This is a genomic window from Mumia sp. ZJ1417, from assembly GCF_014127285.1.
Lineage (GTDB): Bacteria > Actinomycetota > Actinomycetes > Propionibacteriales > Nocardioidaceae > Mumia.
This window is the reverse complement of the sequence record NZ_CP059901.1, coordinates 3,015,705-3,031,110: the sequence shown is the minus strand read 5'-3', so window position 1 is coordinate 3,031,110 and position 15,406 is coordinate 3,015,705. Positions and strand designations below refer to the sequence as shown.

At 70.5% G+C, this 15,406-nt stretch carries 16 protein-coding genes; 6 read left to right on the top strand and 10 right to left on the bottom strand.

Going from position 1 to position 15,406, the window contains the following annotated elements:
- The first annotated feature begins 155 nt into the window (after window positions 1-155).
- Entirely contained in the window at window positions 156-1,028 is an 873-nt protein-coding gene (locus H4N58_RS14700; RefSeq protein ID WP_255490663.1) for an MBL fold metallo-hydrolase, read from the top strand.
- Between the two features lie 3 nt (window positions 1,029-1,031).
- Here the strand turns inward: H4N58_RS14700 and H4N58_RS14695 are convergent, their stop codons facing one another.
- Window positions 1,032-2,516, bottom strand: a complete 1,485-nt coding sequence (locus H4N58_RS14695) for an MFS transporter (protein WP_167250022.1) — start codon at window positions 2,514-2,516, stop codon at window positions 1,032-1,034.
- A gap of 118 nt (window positions 2,517-2,634) precedes the next feature.
- Here H4N58_RS14695 and H4N58_RS14690 point away from each other — a divergent pair, with 118 nt between their 5' ends.
- Entirely contained in the window at window positions 2,635-4,200 is a 1,566-nt protein-coding gene (locus H4N58_RS14690; RefSeq protein ID WP_167004459.1) for an FAD-dependent monooxygenase, read from the top strand.
- Here the strand turns inward: H4N58_RS14690 and H4N58_RS14685 are convergent.
- Both H4N58_RS14685 and H4N58_RS14680 read right to left on the bottom strand, forming a co-directional pair.
- Window positions 4,193-5,626, bottom strand: a complete 1,434-nt coding sequence (locus tag H4N58_RS14685) for a DNA polymerase ligase N-terminal domain-containing protein (protein WP_167250024.1) — start codon at window positions 5,624-5,626, stop codon at window positions 4,193-4,195. The genes H4N58_RS14690 and H4N58_RS14685 overlap by 8 nt on opposite strands.
- Before the next feature lie 41 nt (window positions 5,627-5,667).
- Window positions 5,668-6,459, bottom strand: coding sequence for an isocitrate lyase/phosphoenolpyruvate mutase family protein (locus H4N58_RS14680; RefSeq protein ID WP_182397103.1), 792 nt, complete (start codon window positions 6,457-6,459; stop codon window positions 5,668-5,670).
- Window positions 6,460-6,554: 95 nt separating this feature from the next.
- Between H4N58_RS14680 and H4N58_RS14675 the strand changes: the two genes are divergently transcribed.
- A complete protein-coding gene (locus H4N58_RS14675) occupies window positions 6,555-7,322 on the top strand; it encodes an SDR family NAD(P)-dependent oxidoreductase (RefSeq protein ID WP_167250028.1) in 768 nt (255 codons plus the stop codon).
- Window positions 7,323-7,337: 15 nt separating this feature from the next.
- Here H4N58_RS14675 and H4N58_RS14670 read toward each other — a convergent pair whose 3' ends face one another.
- The 5 genes from H4N58_RS14670 to H4N58_RS14650 form a co-directional block, all read right to left on the bottom strand.
- Complete coding sequence (locus H4N58_RS14670) at window positions 7,338-8,648, bottom strand: RNA polymerase sigma factor (protein ID WP_243842995.1); 1,311 nt, start codon at window positions 8,646-8,648, stop codon at window positions 7,338-7,340.
- Window positions 8,626-9,045 (bottom strand): YciI family protein, encoded by a 420-nt coding sequence (locus tag H4N58_RS14665; RefSeq protein ID WP_167004448.1) that lies wholly within the window; start codon window positions 9,043-9,045, stop codon window positions 8,626-8,628. The genes H4N58_RS14670 and H4N58_RS14665 overlap by 23 nt, the downstream gene beginning before the upstream one ends.
- A gap of 123 nt (window positions 9,046-9,168) precedes the next feature.
- Window positions 9,169-9,720, bottom strand: coding sequence for a DivIVA domain-containing protein (locus tag H4N58_RS14660; RefSeq protein ID WP_167004445.1), 552 nt, complete (start codon window positions 9,718-9,720; stop codon window positions 9,169-9,171).
- Between the two features lie 6 nt (window positions 9,721-9,726).
- The gene (locus H4N58_RS14655; protein WP_167004442.1) at window positions 9,727-10,881 is read right to left on the bottom strand and encodes a globin domain-containing protein; all 1,155 of its coding nucleotides are present in this window, start codon (window positions 10,879-10,881) and stop codon (window positions 9,727-9,729) included.
- Window positions 10,882-10,885: 4 nt separating this feature from the next.
- Window positions 10,886-11,275 carry a group 1 truncated hemoglobin gene (locus H4N58_RS14650; RefSeq protein WP_167250030.1) on the bottom strand — a complete coding sequence of 130 codons (390 nt, stop codon included), beginning with the start codon at window positions 11,273-11,275 and terminating at the stop codon, window positions 10,886-10,888.
- Between the two features lie 473 nt (window positions 11,276-11,748).
- Between H4N58_RS14650 and H4N58_RS14645 the strand changes: the two genes are divergently transcribed.
- On the top strand, window positions 11,749-12,237 hold the full coding sequence (locus H4N58_RS14645) for an FBP domain-containing protein (RefSeq protein ID WP_167004436.1): 489 nt from the start codon (window positions 11,749-11,751) through the stop codon (window positions 12,235-12,237).
- Window positions 12,238-12,247: 10 nt separating this feature from the next.
- Here H4N58_RS14645 and H4N58_RS14640 read toward each other — a convergent pair whose 3' ends face one another.
- Window positions 12,248-12,847, bottom strand: a complete 600-nt coding sequence (locus H4N58_RS14640) for a TetR/AcrR family transcriptional regulator (protein ID WP_167004433.1) — start codon at window positions 12,845-12,847, stop codon at window positions 12,248-12,250.
- 118 nt (window positions 12,848-12,965) lie between these two features.
- Here H4N58_RS14640 and H4N58_RS14635 point away from each other — a divergent pair, with 118 nt between their 5' ends.
- The gene (locus tag H4N58_RS14635) at window positions 12,966-13,412 is read left to right on the top strand and encodes a hypothetical protein (RefSeq protein ID WP_208322389.1); all 447 of its coding nucleotides are present in this window, start codon (window positions 12,966-12,968) and stop codon (window positions 13,410-13,412) included.
- On the opposite strand, the gene H4N58_RS14630 is transcribed toward H4N58_RS14635, so the two are convergent.
- Window positions 13,360-14,805, bottom strand: coding sequence for an MFS transporter (locus tag H4N58_RS14630; RefSeq protein WP_208322877.1), 1,446 nt, complete (start codon window positions 14,803-14,805; stop codon window positions 13,360-13,362). The genes H4N58_RS14635 and H4N58_RS14630 overlap by 53 nt on opposite strands.
- 79 nt (window positions 14,806-14,884) lie before the next feature.
- Between H4N58_RS14630 and H4N58_RS14625 the strand changes: the two genes are divergently transcribed.
- Entirely contained in the window at window positions 14,885-15,388 is a 504-nt protein-coding gene (locus H4N58_RS14625) for a MarR family winged helix-turn-helix transcriptional regulator (RefSeq protein WP_167004430.1), read from the top strand.
- Window positions 15,389-15,406 lie beyond the last annotated feature (18 nt).

The window sequence follows — 15,406 nt, the reverse complement described above, 5'->3', positions numbered from 1 at the left end:
CGGATCACCTCTTTACTTCAGGTCGACCTGAAGTTATAGCGTCCCATCATCGATGGTCAACCCGACGACGGAAGGCGGTCACCCCGGTGTCCGAAGACGTTCGAACTCCCAGCATCGCCGTATGCTGCGCAGCAGCCGCAGGCCTCCTGAAGGGCGTGGTGCGTCCGCGGCCACGGGACGAGCGGTTCCTCCGCAGCCTGACCGACGCAGGCCTCCCGTACGCGACCCGGACCGTGACTGTCACGCCGTTGCGTCAGGTGGCCCGCCCGGTCCCGACCGCGATGATCGTCGAGGGCCGCCGGAGCCCGCGCCGGATCCCCAACGCGCTCCAGACGTTCGTGGTCACCCATCCTGAAGCGACGTTCCTCGTGGATCCGAGCCTGTGCCTCGACGCTGAGCGGCGTGCGGTCGCGCAGCTGCCTGCGGTCCTTCGGGCCGTGATGAGCCCCCCGGGCCGGACCGTCGCGACCGTCACGGCCCTCGGTGAGCTCGACCCGGCGCCTGCACTCGACTTCGCCCTGCCGACCCACGCGCACTGGGACCACGTGTGCGGCCTGCTCGACCTTCCCGACCTGCCGGTGCGGCTCCACACCCGCGAGCGGGACTGGGTCATGGACGGGCTGATCGCACCGGTCGGAGGAGTCCGCGACGCACTGCGGGGGCGTACGACGGTCCTGTACGACCTCGAGGGGCCGCCCGTCCTCACGTTTGCCGCGAGCCACGACCTTTTCGGTGACGGCTCGGTCGTGCTCGTCGACCTCGCGGGCCACACCCCTGGGAGCGTCGGCGTTCTCCTGCACACCGAGCGCGGGTGGGTGCTGCTCGCGGGCGACGCGGCGTGGCACAGCTACCAGGTCGAGGACCTACGCCAGAAGTCCGCCTTCCCGGGCGGGCTCGCCGACGAGGACCGAGGCGAGACGTTCCGTACGCTGCACCGCCTCCATGCCGTCAGAGAACGCGTCGGGATCGTTCCGACGCACGACCCGGACGCGGCCCGACGACTGTCCGGCGCCGTCCCCGTGCGCTGATGCTCAGCGGGGTTGCGGTGTCGCCGTCGTTGGCAGGGTCTGGATCGGCGCGGCGGCGGCGGCGACGGCGTCGGTGAGCGTGCCCTTCGCCTGGCGGTGCCGCTTCATGAGGACGCCCAGCAGGACCGCGGCGAAGCTGAGGCCCGCCATCACCCACGAGGCGGCGCCGATCCCGGCCGCGAGCGCGTCGCCCTGCGAGTGACCGGTGTCCGTGCGGTTCGTGATGACGGCCGCGTTCACCGTCGCCGCGACCGCGGTGAACACGGCAGCGCCGACGTACCGGGCCATGTTCGAGACGCCGGAGGCGGCGCCGACGTCGTCGGCGTCGACGCAGGCCGTCGCCGCCGACGAAGCCGGGCCGTTCGACATGCCCATGCCGACGGCGATCGCGACGAGTGGCAGCAGGAACGCGAGGTAGCGCCAGTCCGCCTGGGTCAGACCGACGACGGCGAACCCCACTCCGGTGATGAGGAACCCGAGCGAGACGACCTGGCGCCCACCGACCTTGGCCGCCATCGTCGGCACGAGTGGGGCGACCACGACCAGCCCCACGGTCGCCGGGAGCGTCGCGAGGCCGGCCTGGAACGGCGTGAACCCGAGGGCGGCAGGGTTCTGAAAATAGAGGCTGAGCAGATACATCAGCGCATTGATCGTGCCCGCGCCCACGAGGATCGCGATCGTCGCGCCGACGAGCGTGCGGTTGCGCAGGAGAGCGAGGTCCAGGAGCGGCACACGGACCCGCTTCTCGACGGCGACGAACGCGAAGCCGGCGATCACGGCGATCGCGAAGCAGCCGATCGTGGCCACGCTGAACCAGCCCCAGTCGCTGCCCTTGCTCGTCCCCAGCAGGATCGGGCTCAGCGTGAGGGCGACGAGGACGGCACCGGCGTAGTCGATCGAGCGCGATCGTGTCTCGTCCCGGGACTCCGTGACCGTCGCGAACGTCATCACCATGCAGACGATCGCGATGCCGGCGTCGATCCAGAACAACCCCTGCCACCCGGTGAAGTCGACGAGGACGCCGCCCACAAGCGGACCCGCGGCCGCCCCCACGGCAGCGGCCGCACCCCACAGCGACACGGCTCTGAGCTGTGCGTCGCCGGAGTTCGCGACGGACAGGAGACTCAGCCCGCACGCGAGGATCGTGGCACCGGCCGCACCCTGAATCAGGCGACCGATGATCACCATCTCGCCGGTGTTCGCCAGGGCGATGACGAGGCACGAGAGGACGAACAGCAGCAGACCGAGCTGGAAGACCCGCTTGCGCCCGAAGACGTCGCCGAGGGCGCCCGAGGTCACGATCACCGCGGCACCGACGAGCGAGTAGCCGGTCACCGCCCACTGCAGCGTGTCGACCGACATCCCGGTGTCGTCGCTGATCGCCGGGAGCAGGATGCTCACCGCGGACGTGTTGGCGTTCACGACCAACGTGGACAGGCACGTGGCGGCCAGCACGCCACCGGTCTTCGCGGCAGTGTCGGTCGACATCACGGGCCACCCCCTGTGTGCCGGTGGTCACCGTGGCCTCCGGACGTCTGGCCACACGCTAGCGGCGGGCCGCTCGCGCCGCATCGCCATGACCGTTCTCGACTCCTACGCTCGGACGATGGACGACTCCGAAGAGACAGCGATGACGGATGTGCTGGTCGTCGGTGCGGGGCCGACCGGGCTCACGATGGCGCTGGAGCTGGCTGCCCAAGGGCTCGCCGTCCGCGTCGTCGACGCCGCACCCGATGCCGTCCACGAGTCGAGAGCACTCGTCGTCCAGGCACGCACGCTGGAGGTGCTCGACAGGCTCGGGGTCGCGGACGACCTGGTGGCTGCGGGCGATCGGGCTTCCGGCGTGACGATCCACGGGCGCGGGCGCACCGCAGCGATCCGCCTCTTCGACCCGGCGATCACCGAGACCGCGTACCCGTTCCTCCTCTTCCTCTCGCAGGCGCGCACCGAACGGATCCTGCTGGACCACCTCGCCGGCGCGGGCGTCGACGTCGAGCGGGGCAGCACCCTCGCCGGCCTCGAGCAGGGCAGTGACGCAGTGACGGCCGTCGTCGACCGCGCAGGCCGCCAGCGGACCACGATCAGGGCCCGGTACGCCGTTGGCTGCGACGGCGCCCACAGTGCGGTCCGTACGGTGGTCGGTGCCGACTTCGCCGGATCGACCTACCCGCAGACCTTCGTCCTCGCCGACGTCGAGGCCGACGGCATCGATCACGGCCAGGCCCACGCGTACCTCGGGGAGGAAGGGCTCTTGTTCTTCTTCCCGCTGGGGAGCCCGGCGTCGTGGCGTGCGCTCACGATGCGTCCGCCCGGCGACGACGCGACCGCCTTCGCCGACCTCGAGCGGCTCGTGGGCACCCGGACCAACGGCGAGGTCGTCGTCCGCGACCCGGTCTGGCTGACGGACTTCTCGATCTCCGAGCGCTGTGTCGACCATCTGCGCACCGGGCGCGTCCTCCTCGCCGGCGACGCCGCGCACATCCACAGTCCCGCGGGCGGCCAGGGGATGAACACCGGTATCCAGGACGCGGTCAACCTCGGCTGGAAGCTCGCGCTGGTGTGCCGAGGACTGGCGGGCAGCGATCTGCTGGACTCGTACGAGGCCGAACGGCTGCCGGTCGCGCGCGACGTCCTGGAGGCCACCGGGCGCGTGTTCCGGGTCGCGACGTCGTCGAACCGCACCCTCGGCCGCGTGCGCACCCTCGTCGGGACGACGGTGCTGCCGCTGCTCGCTCGGGTGCCGGCGCTGCGTCGGACCGCGTTCCGGGCGGTCGCCGAGCTCGACGTCCGCTATCGTGTCGGCGCGATAGCGGCAGACGGGCAGCGCACGCACCGGGCTCTGCGCCCCGGCGACCGCGTCCCGGACGGACCGGTCGTCGTCGACGGCATCGCGACGACGCTCCACAGGAGCCTGTCGCCGACCGCCTTCACCCTCGTGCTCGTCGGGCCGTACGGTCACACGCGCGCCGCCGACGTGGATGTCCTCGTCCGCCGCTGGGGTGACCTCCTGCGGGTCGTCCGCGTGACGGTTGTGCCTGGCGTCGGAGAGGCGTCGGCGCTGCTCGTACGGCCTGACGGCTACGTCGGGGCGACCGACCGCGAGGACAACCTCGCCGCCGTCGACCGCTACCTCGCCGACGTCGTCGGGCTCACCCCTGCGGGCCTCACGTGATCTCCGGCAGTTCCTGCGCGGCGCCGAGGAGCACGCGGAACGGGTCGCCCTTCTCCTCGAGGCGGTCCAGGACGGTACGGATCGTCCAACCACCGGGTCGCAGGTCCGGATCGTCGAGCTCGTCCCAGCCGAGCGGCACCGACACTGGCGCGCCGAAGTCGGGGCGGGGCGAGTACGGCGCGAGCAGGGTCTTGTCGATCGCGTTCTGGGTGCCGTCGAGCCGGACGAGACCTTTGCGCTGCTTGACGTCCGCCTTCGCGCTGACCAGCTCAGGCACCACCTGGCCGACCGTCTCTGAGAGCGTCTCCACCCAGGTGCGGGTGTCGTCGAACGAGTAGCCGGCGACGACCGGGACCCAGATCTGGATGCCGCGTCGACCTGTCACCTTCGGCCGCGCCGTCACGCCGAGGTGCCCGAGCGCCGTACGGTGCAGCCGGGCGAGGGTGAGCAGGTCGTCCCACGAGGTACGGTCGCCCGGCTCGAGGTCGATCAGCGCGTAGGTCGGCTCGCGCGGCGCGTCGGCGCGGGAGATCGGCACCGCCCACTCCCGTGCACCGAGGTTCGCGGCCTCGACCAGCGCCGCCGGGTCGTCCGCGAAGGTGCGCCCTTCGACGTACGGCAGTGCGATCGGCGCGATCCGTGCGGTGTACGCCAGCAGCTCGCGCTTGGTCACCGGCGGGTCTCCCGGGAAGAGCACCTTGTCGAGGCCGGTGACCTTCAGGCTGCGGCCGAAGACCTCCCAGGTGCCCCGCTTGCCGAGCGCCATCAGGTCGTCGATCGCCTGGTCCGGGAGCGGCTCGGGCAGCAGCGACACAGCCGCCTCCGCGGCTGGCGCGTCGGACCGCCACAGAAAGTGCGGGTCGGCCTTCACCTCGTCGTTCGTACGCCCGCTGAGCACCGAGCGCGGATGGTCCTCCGGATCCCAGCCCGAGGCAGCGAAGTCGTCGTGCTTGTGCAGGAGCATCCAGGCGTTCTCGCCCTGATCTCCACCACGGCGTACGAGGACCAGCCGGCCGCGCAGCTTCTCCCCGTGGACCTCGGCGTGCAGCTCACCACCCTCGATCGCCGCCCGTGGGTCGTCGGTCTTGGTGGGCTCCCACGTCCCGGTGTCCCAGACGATGACGTCGCCGCCGCCGTACTCGCCCGACGGGATGACGCCTTCGAAGAGGAGATATTCGATCGGGTGGTCCTCGACGTGCATCGCGAGCCGGCGGGCATCGGGATCGAGGGTCGGCCCCTTGGGGACCGCCCAGCTGACCAGGACGCCGTCGATCTCGAACCGCAGGTCGTAGTGCAGCCGACTTGCACGGTGGCGCTGCACGACGAAGCGGAGGGGCCCGCCCACACCGCCGGCGCCCTCCCCGGCAGGCTCAGGCGTGCGCGCGAAGTCGCGCTTGCGACGGTAGACCTCGAGCGGATCGCCCATGGAAGACATGGTGCCGGGTGAGCACGAACCATGCCCGCCGCTCAGCTGTTGGCGAGCAGCGCGTTCATCCGGCCGTAGTCGGCGCCGCCCGCGAGCGCGTCGAACGTCCCGTCGGCGAGGACGGCGCGAGCCAGGCGCTCGGTGAGGCCGTACGCCGCCTGGGCGAGTGCCGTGCCGGTGCTGATCCGACAGACTCCAGCCGCCGCCAGTTCACGGACCGACGGCGAGCCGGGCCCGGCCATCGCGTTGACCGGCACGTCGACCGCCTGCGTCACCGCGGCGAGGGCGCCCAGGTCGCTCAGGCCGGGGGCGAACACGCCGTCCGCGCCGGCCGCGGCGTACGCACGGGCGCGGGCGACGGCGTCGTCGAGGTCGTTCACGCCCAGCAGATAGACGTCGGTCCGGGCGTTGACGAAGAGCGGCACACCAGCCGCGTCGGCAACCGCGCGTGCCTCACAGACGCGCTCCGCCATCGTGTCGATCGCGAGCAGCGTGCCGGACTCGGAGTCCTCGAGGTTGATGCCGACGGCGCCCGCCTCGATCACTCCGGCAACGGTCGCGGCGACGTCCCCGAAGCCCGCCTCGATGTCGGCGGAGACTGGGACGTCGACGGCGGCCACGATCCGACGCACCGCGTCGAAGAGCGCCGTCGGATCCAGTGCCTGGCCGTCCGCGGCACCGAGTGCCCACGCGACGCCCCCGCTGGTCGTGGCGATCGCAGGGGCACCGGCCTCCTGGATCAGCCGCGCGGACGCAGCGTCCCACGCGTTGGGGAGCACGAGCACGTCGTCGTGGAGCGCGTGGAAGGTCTTGGCTCTCTCATGGGAGGTCATGCGTGTCAGTCTTCCGCGCGGGTCAGACACGTTCCGGCGGGAATCGGACGCGACCATGGTTGCCACGACGGTGCCCGCGCGGGAAGGTAGCCCTCGTGAGCAACGCGATCGTGACAGGTGCAGCAAGTGACATCGGGCAGGCCATCGCCCGGACCCTCGTGGCCGACGGCAGCTACGTCGTGCTGGCGGACAACGACCTCGACACCGTCGAGGCCCTAGCGCGGGACCTGCCGGGGACGGAGGCGGTGTACCTCGACCTGGCGTCGGCCGAGTCTGTCCGACAGGTCGGCGCCGACCTCGTGGAGCGCCTCGGCGCGCCGGACCAGCTCGTCAACGGTGCCGCGCTCTGCAACGGCGGCTCGCTGCAGTCGGTGGACGAGGCGACGTGGGCGCAGGACCTCGAGGTCGTCCTCGCCGGCACGATCCGGGTGTCGCAGGCGTTCCTCCCGTCGATGCGCGCGGCAGGGCGCGGCTCGGCCGTCAATATCGCCTCGGTGAACGGCCACAGCTACTTCGGCGCCGATGTCTACAGCGCCGCGAAGGCCGGCGTCCTCAACCTCACGAAGACGCTCGCGGTCCAGTACGGCCCGTACGGCGTCCGGGTCAACTCCGTCTCGCCCGGGACGGTCGTGAACGCTCAGCGGCGCCGTCAGCTCGCGGACGACCCGCACGCGCTCGACCGTGCCACCGACTGGTACCCGCTGGGGCGGGTCGGCGTACCCCAGGACGTCGCGGACGCCGTGGCGTTCCTGCTCTCCGACCGTGCGAGCTGGATCACCGGCACCGACCTGCGGGTCGACGGCGGTCTCCTCGCAGGCATGCAAGGGCTCGCCGACGCGCTCAACACGCGGCCCGAGCGCTAGACGGCACGGGCCCTTTCACCGGTCGAGGTCGCGTCCTAGCGCGTCCGCCTTGCCTTCGAGCACGGCCCGCTCGGCGGCGTTCCCGCACAGCTCGACAGCACGGGCGTACTCCTCCCGCGCCTGGTCCCTGGCCCCGAGTCGTACGAGCAGCTCCGCCCGTACGGAGGGCAGTAGGTGCGACGACGCGAGGTCGCCCCGTTCGGCGATCTCGTCGACGAGACGCAACCCGGCCGCTGGCCCGGACGCCATCGCGAGGGCGACCGCGCGGTTGAGCTCGACCACCGGCGAGGGAGCGACCTGACCGAGTGCCTCGTACAGCACGACGATGCGGTCCCAGTCGGTCTGGTCGACGGACGGTGCGTCGGCGTGGCAGGCCGCGATCGCCGCCTGCAGCCCGTACGGCCCGAGGCCGCGCCCGGCGGCGACCGCGCTCGCGAGCGCCGCGCGGCCCCGGAGGATCGCCGAGCGGTCCCAGCGTCGCCTGTCCTGGTCGGCCAGGAGCACCGGCTCGCCGTGCGCGTCGAGGCGAGCCGGGAAGCGGGCCGCCGTCAGCTCGAGCAGCGCGAGGAGCCCGAACACCTCTGGCTCCGGCGTGAGCCGTACGAGCACCCGCGCCAGACGCACCGCCTCCTGCGCGAGGTCGATCCTGATCCACGCGTCACCACCGGACGCGGACGACCCCTCCGTGAAGATCAGGTAGATCACGCTCAAGACCGACCCGATCCGCTCTGCCCGCTCGTGCCGCTCAGGGACCGCGAACGGGACGTGCGCGGCCGCGAGCGTCTTCTTTGCGCGAGTGATGCGTGCCTGCACGGTCGGGACCGGGACGAGGAACGCCTTGGCGATCTCGTCGCTCGTCAGGCCGCCGACGACGCGCAGCGTCAGCGCGACGCGCGCCTCTCTCGAGAGGACGGGATGGCACGCGGTGAAGACGAGGGCGAGGACGTCGTCGTCGATCGCGTCGGGGTCGAACAGGTCGTCGGCACCGGCGGTGCTCTCGTCGAGATCCCTCGCCAGCACCGCATACCGCTCGTCCCTCGCCGACCGGCGTCGGAACGCGTCGATCGCCCGCCGACGGCCGACCGCGAGCAACCAGCTGGCGGGACTGTCCGGGACTCCGCTCGTCGACCATCCGACGAGGGCTTCGGCGAGCGCTTCCTGCGCGACGTCCTCGGCGAGCGCGAAGTCGCCGGTGTAGCGGGCGAGGGCGCCGACGATGCGGGCGGACTCCATCCGCCACACCGCTTCGACGGCGCGCCTCGCCTCTTGCCCGTCCATCGTCACGTGCTGGGGGCGGCCAGGCTCACAGCTGCCCGGTCTGCTCACGCCAGGCGCGCTCCTTCTGGATCCACTCGTTGTCCTGCGGGAACTCGTCGATCGTCGGCACGCGACGGATCTCGACCTTCGTCCCCTGCGCGTACGGGAGGCGCTTGGCCCACTCGACGGCTTCCTGCTTCGACGCGACGTCCAGGATGTAGTAGCCGCCGAAGAGCTCTTTGGTCTCGCCGTACGGACCATCACTGACGACCGGTGTCTCGTTGCTGAAGTCGACCACCACCGTCTCGGCGGGGTCCTCGAGGCCCTCGGCGGCAAGCAGCACGCCGGCGCGCATGAGCTCCTCGTTGAAGCGGCCCATCATCTCGAGCATCTCGTCGAAGTCGACGTTCTCGAACTTCGCCAAGCCCTCGTCGGTCGTCCGCATGATCAGCATGTACTTCGCCATCGTTCGCTCCTGTCTGGACAGGTCCCTCTCGGACCCTCTCACCCCTGGGTCGAACGGGCCAGACCTGGATCGACACCTCTCGGCGTCATTTCGTGGAGCGGCCGTGGCCTACCGCGCCGACACTCAGTCCTTCTCGAGGCGCGGCATCTCGCCGAGGGCGTCGACCTGCTCGGTCAGTGCGTCAAGCACCGAACGGAGCTGGATCTGCGCGACCTTCGCGAACGTGCGCACGTACTCGATCTCGGGGATCGGGTGGTCGTAGCCCGCGCTATCAGCATGCTGCATGGCCACCGCCTCCGACTTGTGGACCGCCTCCGTGGCCGCCGAGTGCGCGTCGCGGACGATGTCACGCTGCTGGGACCGCGCCGACATCATCAGGTCGCGGGCGTGGGTGACCGCCTCGTCGATGAGGCTGTCGGCGACCTTCTGAGCCTCGGCGAACATGAGGACGGCCTGCGCGCTGATCGGCTCGTTGCCCTTGTCCTCACGGGCCCGTCGCTCGGTGCTCAGGTCGGCACGCAGTCGTGAGTTCTCGGCCTCCAGCCGCTGGACCGTGGTCGCGAGCTGGCTCAGGTAGTCGACGACCTCGTCCTCGTCGAACCCGCGCCTGCGCACGGTGAAGGTCGCCCGGCGGATCTCGGACGCGATACTGCTGACGTCTGTGGGGGTCGTCATGGCTGTTCACCCGTCCTTTTGCGTGTCGTTACGCGGTCGGTAGCCGCCTTCGCCGAAGTCCTCGTACCGGATTTCTTCGGGAGGGATGCCGGCAGCGATGAGCTGGGAGACCGTGGCCTGGATCATCGCGCGGGACCCGCACACCAGAGCTCGATATCCGCGCCAACCACCACTGGACACCGCGACGTCACCCACCATCCCGCGTCGCCCGGGGTAGGTCGAGTCGTCGGAGACTGCGGTGTCGTAGGAGAACCACGGGCGATCGGCGAGCGCCCGCATCGCGTCCTCGTCGTACAGGTTCCACGGCATCCGCGCGCCGTGGAAGAGGTGGACCTTCGGTCCGCGACCGGTGGCGAGCCAGTGCCGGTCGACCTGCTCGGCGACGGCCTTGAGTGGCGCCAGTCCGGTGCCTCCGGCGACGAGAAGCAGGTTTTGCGTCGGGTCGTCGAGTGTGAGCGCGGTGCCGACGGCTGCGCTCATCCGCACCGTGTCGCCAACCTGCAGATCCTTGACCATGGCGCTGCTCACCTGGCCGCCGTCGACGATCTGGACGTGCACCTCGATCGTGCCGTCCTCACGGGGCGCATTGGCGGGGGAGTAGTAGCGCCAGAGCCTCGGGCGCTGCGGGACCTCGATCGCGACCGACTGTCCCGGTTGGTACGGCAGCGGCTGCTCCGTACGGAACTGGAGGACGGAGACGTCCAGGGTGCGGCGGTCGGCCGAGATGACCTCGGCGTTCCACCACGAGGGCGTGGACTTGGCCGACTCCTCGGCACCCTGGACCATCGTCTTGGCGATCACGCCGTACGCCGCCGCCCAGTCCGTGGCGAGCTCGTCGGTCCACTGGTCACCGAGGAAGTGCTTCAGGGTGGCGAGGAGCGAAGCGCCGACGGCGTTGTAGTGGTCGGGCGTCGCCCGGAAGCGCCGGTGGTCGTTGCCGAGCTGGCCGAGGAGGGGAGCGACGGTGTCGAACTGGTCGACGTTGCTCACCACCGTGCCGAGTGCCGTGACCAGCTTGTCGCGCTGAGCCGACATCGAGACGGGGAACATGCTGCGCACATCGGGATGGGACAGGAAGAGGTGCGAATAGAAGAAGAGGGGGACGTCGTCGCCGCTCTTGGCGACGTACGCCCAGCTCTCCTTGAGTGCTGCTGGATCCACGGGCTCAGCTCTGCTGGCTGACGATGTCGGGTTGCACGGCCTCGAGGGTGCCACCGAGCGAGGCGATGATGTCGTCGGGGACACCAGCGTCGACGAGGACGCCGACCAGGTGCTCGACCACGCGGCCGTACGCCTCCGGGGTGATCGCCAGGCCGGCGTGCGCGTCGCGCAGCTCGCGTCCCGCGTACGTGACGGGGCCGCCGAGGAGGTGCGAGATCAGCTGGACCTGGTGGCGCTTGAGGTTCGTCAGGTCGCTGTCGACGAAGTACGGCGCGAGCGTGGGGTCGCCGATCACGAGCTCGTAGAAGCGATCGACGACGACGCGCACAGCAGCGCCGCCACCCACCCGCACATAAGGCGACTGCTCGTCCTGGACAGTCTCGACCTCGGTCATTGTGGTGCTCCCGTCTGCGCGGTCGGCTCCTCTTGCGACGCACGCGGTGTCGGCCGCTTGTATAGCAGTGTTCTCGGTGCGCGGTAAAGGCGTCGAGGCGGTAATCGGAATGCCGTTGGTGGCTTCGTGACGCGGCGTTGTGTCGGGTTGGTGCCTCCACCTGCGGCGGAGCAACAGGGCGGATTGCGGTGTGATTTGGATCACACTGGAATGAATCCACAACATCTCGGACCGTGCTGCGATAACCCCTTGATCGCGCCGGTAAGGTGACCGCGTATCGGTGTGGCCGAAGGTGCTCACCAGGTCCGCGTGACAGGAGTTCGAGATGCGGTACGCAGGGAGCGGGGCGGCCTCCTCGGCCTGCTTGGGCCTCGGTGCCACCGCCTCGACCACGGCTGCCTGACTCCTCGCGAGCGCGCCGGGTTGGGTGTGGTTCCGCGACCCTTCTCCTGCATTCGAGAGTGAGCCTTGCCATGCATCCCCTCACCGGACACCAGATCCGCGCGTCCTTCGTCAACGCCTCCCGCCGCGAGGCCACGCAGGCGCCTTTGCCGCCCCAGCTCGACGTCGTCGCGTGGGACGACCACGACGTCCTCGGGTGGGTCGACCCGAAGAACCCGCGTCGCGCGTACGTCGTGGTGCCGACCGACGGCGGTGCAGTCGGTCTGATCCTCCGTACGACCAACCCTTCCGTGCAGCGGGCGGCAATCTGCACGTGGTGCGAGGACGTCAAGGAGACTGACGACGTCGTGCTGTACGTCGCGAAGCGTGCGGGGGCGGCTGGGCGCAACGGCGACACCGTCGGCACGCTGATCCATGCCGATCTGTCGTGCTCGCGTCACGCCCGGCGCCGGCCGGCCCCGTCGGAGGGTGCCGGGGACCCGAAGGCGTTCATCGCGCGACGTGTCGCCGGCCTGCGGGAGCGGTCGGCGCGGTTCGCCGAACGGGTCGCGGCGGCCTGAGCGGCGGTCACTACTCCTCCGACCGGGCGGGTGCGAGCATCGCCAGGATGGTGGTGGTCACCAGTGTCGGCGCCTGCTCGGCGGTGACGGTGCCCTGGTGGACGGCGGTCGCTGCGGTGTGCAGGATGCTCTGGATCGTCGTGACCTGCCACTCGAGCGGTAGGTCACGACGGAACTGTCCGCCACGTCGTCCGCGCTTCAGCAGCGCCTGCATGCGGTCGATCTGCTGCGCGTGTGCGCGCTGGAACAGATCGGGCGAGAGCGACTGCTCTGCGGCCTGGACGAGGCCGCCGTACTGGTAGGTGACACGCAGCGACGCGTCGAGCAGTCGCCCAATCGCTGCCATGGGGTCGCCGCTGACGTCGACCGCCCCGAGAGTGGACTCGGCGTCGCGCAGTGCGCGGTCGACGACCTCGGCGACCAGGGTCGCTCGGGAGGGGAAGTGGCCGTACAGCGTCATCCGGCCCACGCCGGCGGCCTTGGCGATCGCGTTCATGCTCACGTCCGGGTCGTCGGCGAGGCAGCGCGTCGCTGCCTCGACGATGGTGGCGATGTTGCGCAGGGCGTCTGCGCGTCGAGGCGCGGAGGCCTCCTGGACGTCGTCGATCACGTCAGCTCCTCACGGCCTCGCCGTCGGCAGGCGGGCCGCGTCCATGCTAACTCGTACTCGGATGTCCATGTTCGTGCTAGCGTGATCTCGTACACGCACGTACGACTTAGGGGGAGCCATGTCAGGCCACCACGCAGCGGCCGCCGCCGCTCCCACCACGGCACGACCGTGGTGGAAGCGGTCCGGCTGGACCTTCACGCGCCACTACCTCGAGATGATCGCCGCGATGCTGCTCGGCATGGCGGTCCTCTATCCGTTGTGGATGCTCGCCACCGACGGGCTGGCCGAGTCGGCGTGGGTCCACCGCACCGACGTCGAGACGACGGTGATGGCGACGGCGATGGCCGCGCCGATGGTCGCGTGGATGATCTTCCGCGGCCACAGCTTCCGGCCGGTCGCGGAGATGACCCTCGCGATGTACGCGGGGTTCTGGGTGCTCTACCCGTTCTTGTGGGCGGGCATGATCGGGGAGATGGGCGTGATGATGGTCGGGCACGTCCTCATGCCCGTGTTCATGCTGCTGGCGATGCTGCTGCGGTTCGGCGAGTACGCGCACGCTCACTGAGCGAGGCGGCGACGCACGCCACGGCGGCGACCACGAGGAGCGTGGCGTTCACGAGCAGCGCCGCGCGCAGCGACTCGGCGTGACTGGCTCCCGCGGCGAGCTGCCCGGTGAACACGGCGCCGAGGATCGCCGGACCAAGGGCGCCGCCGTACTGGCGCATCGCGGTGTTGCTCGCTGCGGCCATGCCGGCACGCTGCCACGGCACGGCGTTGATCGCGGCGGTGGAGACGGCGGTCATCATCATCGCTACCGACACCCCGAAGACGGCCAGGCGCCAGGCGAGGTCGCCGAAGCCGGTCCCCGTGTCGATGCCGCTGATCGACACCGCGCCGACGACGGCCAGCACGAGGCCGGCGATCAGGACGTTGATCGCGCGGACGCGGTGCATGAGGTGCCCGACGAGAGGATTGACGAGTGCACCGACGCCGGTGACGAACAGCAGCCGTGTGCCGATCTCGAGCGGGCTCAGCTCCTGGGCGTACCCGAGGAACAGGCTCAGCAGGAACATCGTCCCCACGATCGAGAAGAGGGCGACGAGCGCGGAGAATCCTGCGGCCGAGAACGTCGAAGACCGGAACAGCGACAGGTCCATCAGTGGGGAGGACGACCGCTTCTCCGCGACGACGAAGGCGAGGAAGGCGCACGCGCCGACGACGAGGCCGGCGATCGCCTCGGGGGAGTCCCATCCCTTGGCGCCGCCCTCGATGATGCCGAAGATCGACGCGGCGATCGCGAGCGTCGCGGTGATCTGGCCCGGCCAGTCGAGGTGACGCCCCTCGGGCGTGCTCGACTCGGGGAGACGGCTCAGCGCCCCGCCGGCCGCGACCAGAGCGAGCACGCCCGTCGGGACGAAGATCCAGCCCCATGCGGCGACGCGCAGGATCGTGCCGGCGATCAGGGGGCCCAGTGCCAGGCCGGCCATCATGCCGGTGGCCCACATGCCGATGTACTTCCCGCGCTCGCGCGGGTCGGGCACGGCGTGCGCGATCAGGGCGAGCGTCGTCGGCAGCAGCAGTCCCGCGCCGAGCCCGGAGACGGCCTGACCGACCATCAGGAGATTGACCGCCGCACTGTCTGCGAGGGTCGCCGCGAGTCCGGCGGTCGTGGCGCCGAGGACGGTCAGCACCATGCCGATGAGATAGATGCGGCGGCGACCGTGCAGGTCGCCCCACACTCCGGCGGAGAGGACCGCGGCGGCCATTGGGATGACGTACGCGTCGGTGATCCACTGCATGTCGGTGGTGGTCGCGCCGGTCGCACCTCCGATCGTCGTGAGCGTGACGGCGACCGCCGTGATCGGGACGTACGTGACGAAGACGCCCAGCACCGCAAGACCGATCGTCATGCGGCGCTGGTGCTCGTGGGTGTGCTGGCCGGTGACGGCTGACATCATGAACTAAGACCCTTTGATTGACTTAGTACAACGATAGTCGCAGCGTTAAAGTAAATCCAGAAGAGAGACTTAGCTGCCCATGACCGAGCCCGAGCACGATCGCGTCGACCCGATCCTCGACTACGTCCGAGACCACGACGGCTCGCGCGACCTCACGGCCAAGGCCGTCGTGCTGCGCCTGCGCCGCGCCGCGCACTACGTCGACACCGTCGCGAGGCGCCTGGCCCCCAAGGGCACGGAGCTGTGGGAGCTCGAGATCCTCGCCAACCTCGTACGCCACGGCGGAGAGATGTCGGTCGGTCAGCTGCAGGAGGCGGCGCAGCTCACCGCCGGCGCGATCACCAACCGCATCACCCGGCTCGAGGACAAGGGTGCTGTCCGCAGGGTCGTCTCGGCGGCGGACCGTCGCCAGATCCTCGTGACGCTGACTGCCGAGGGCGAGCAGCGTGCCCAGGAGCTCATCGCCGGGCAGGACGAGCTGGAGCGCGTGCTCTTCGCCGACATCGATCCCGAGCTGCTCCGCCGGCTGAGCGACGACCTGCGGGCCTTCCTCGTCCACACCGATCCCGGCCTGCGGGGCTGACCGCGGCGCGACGACCCG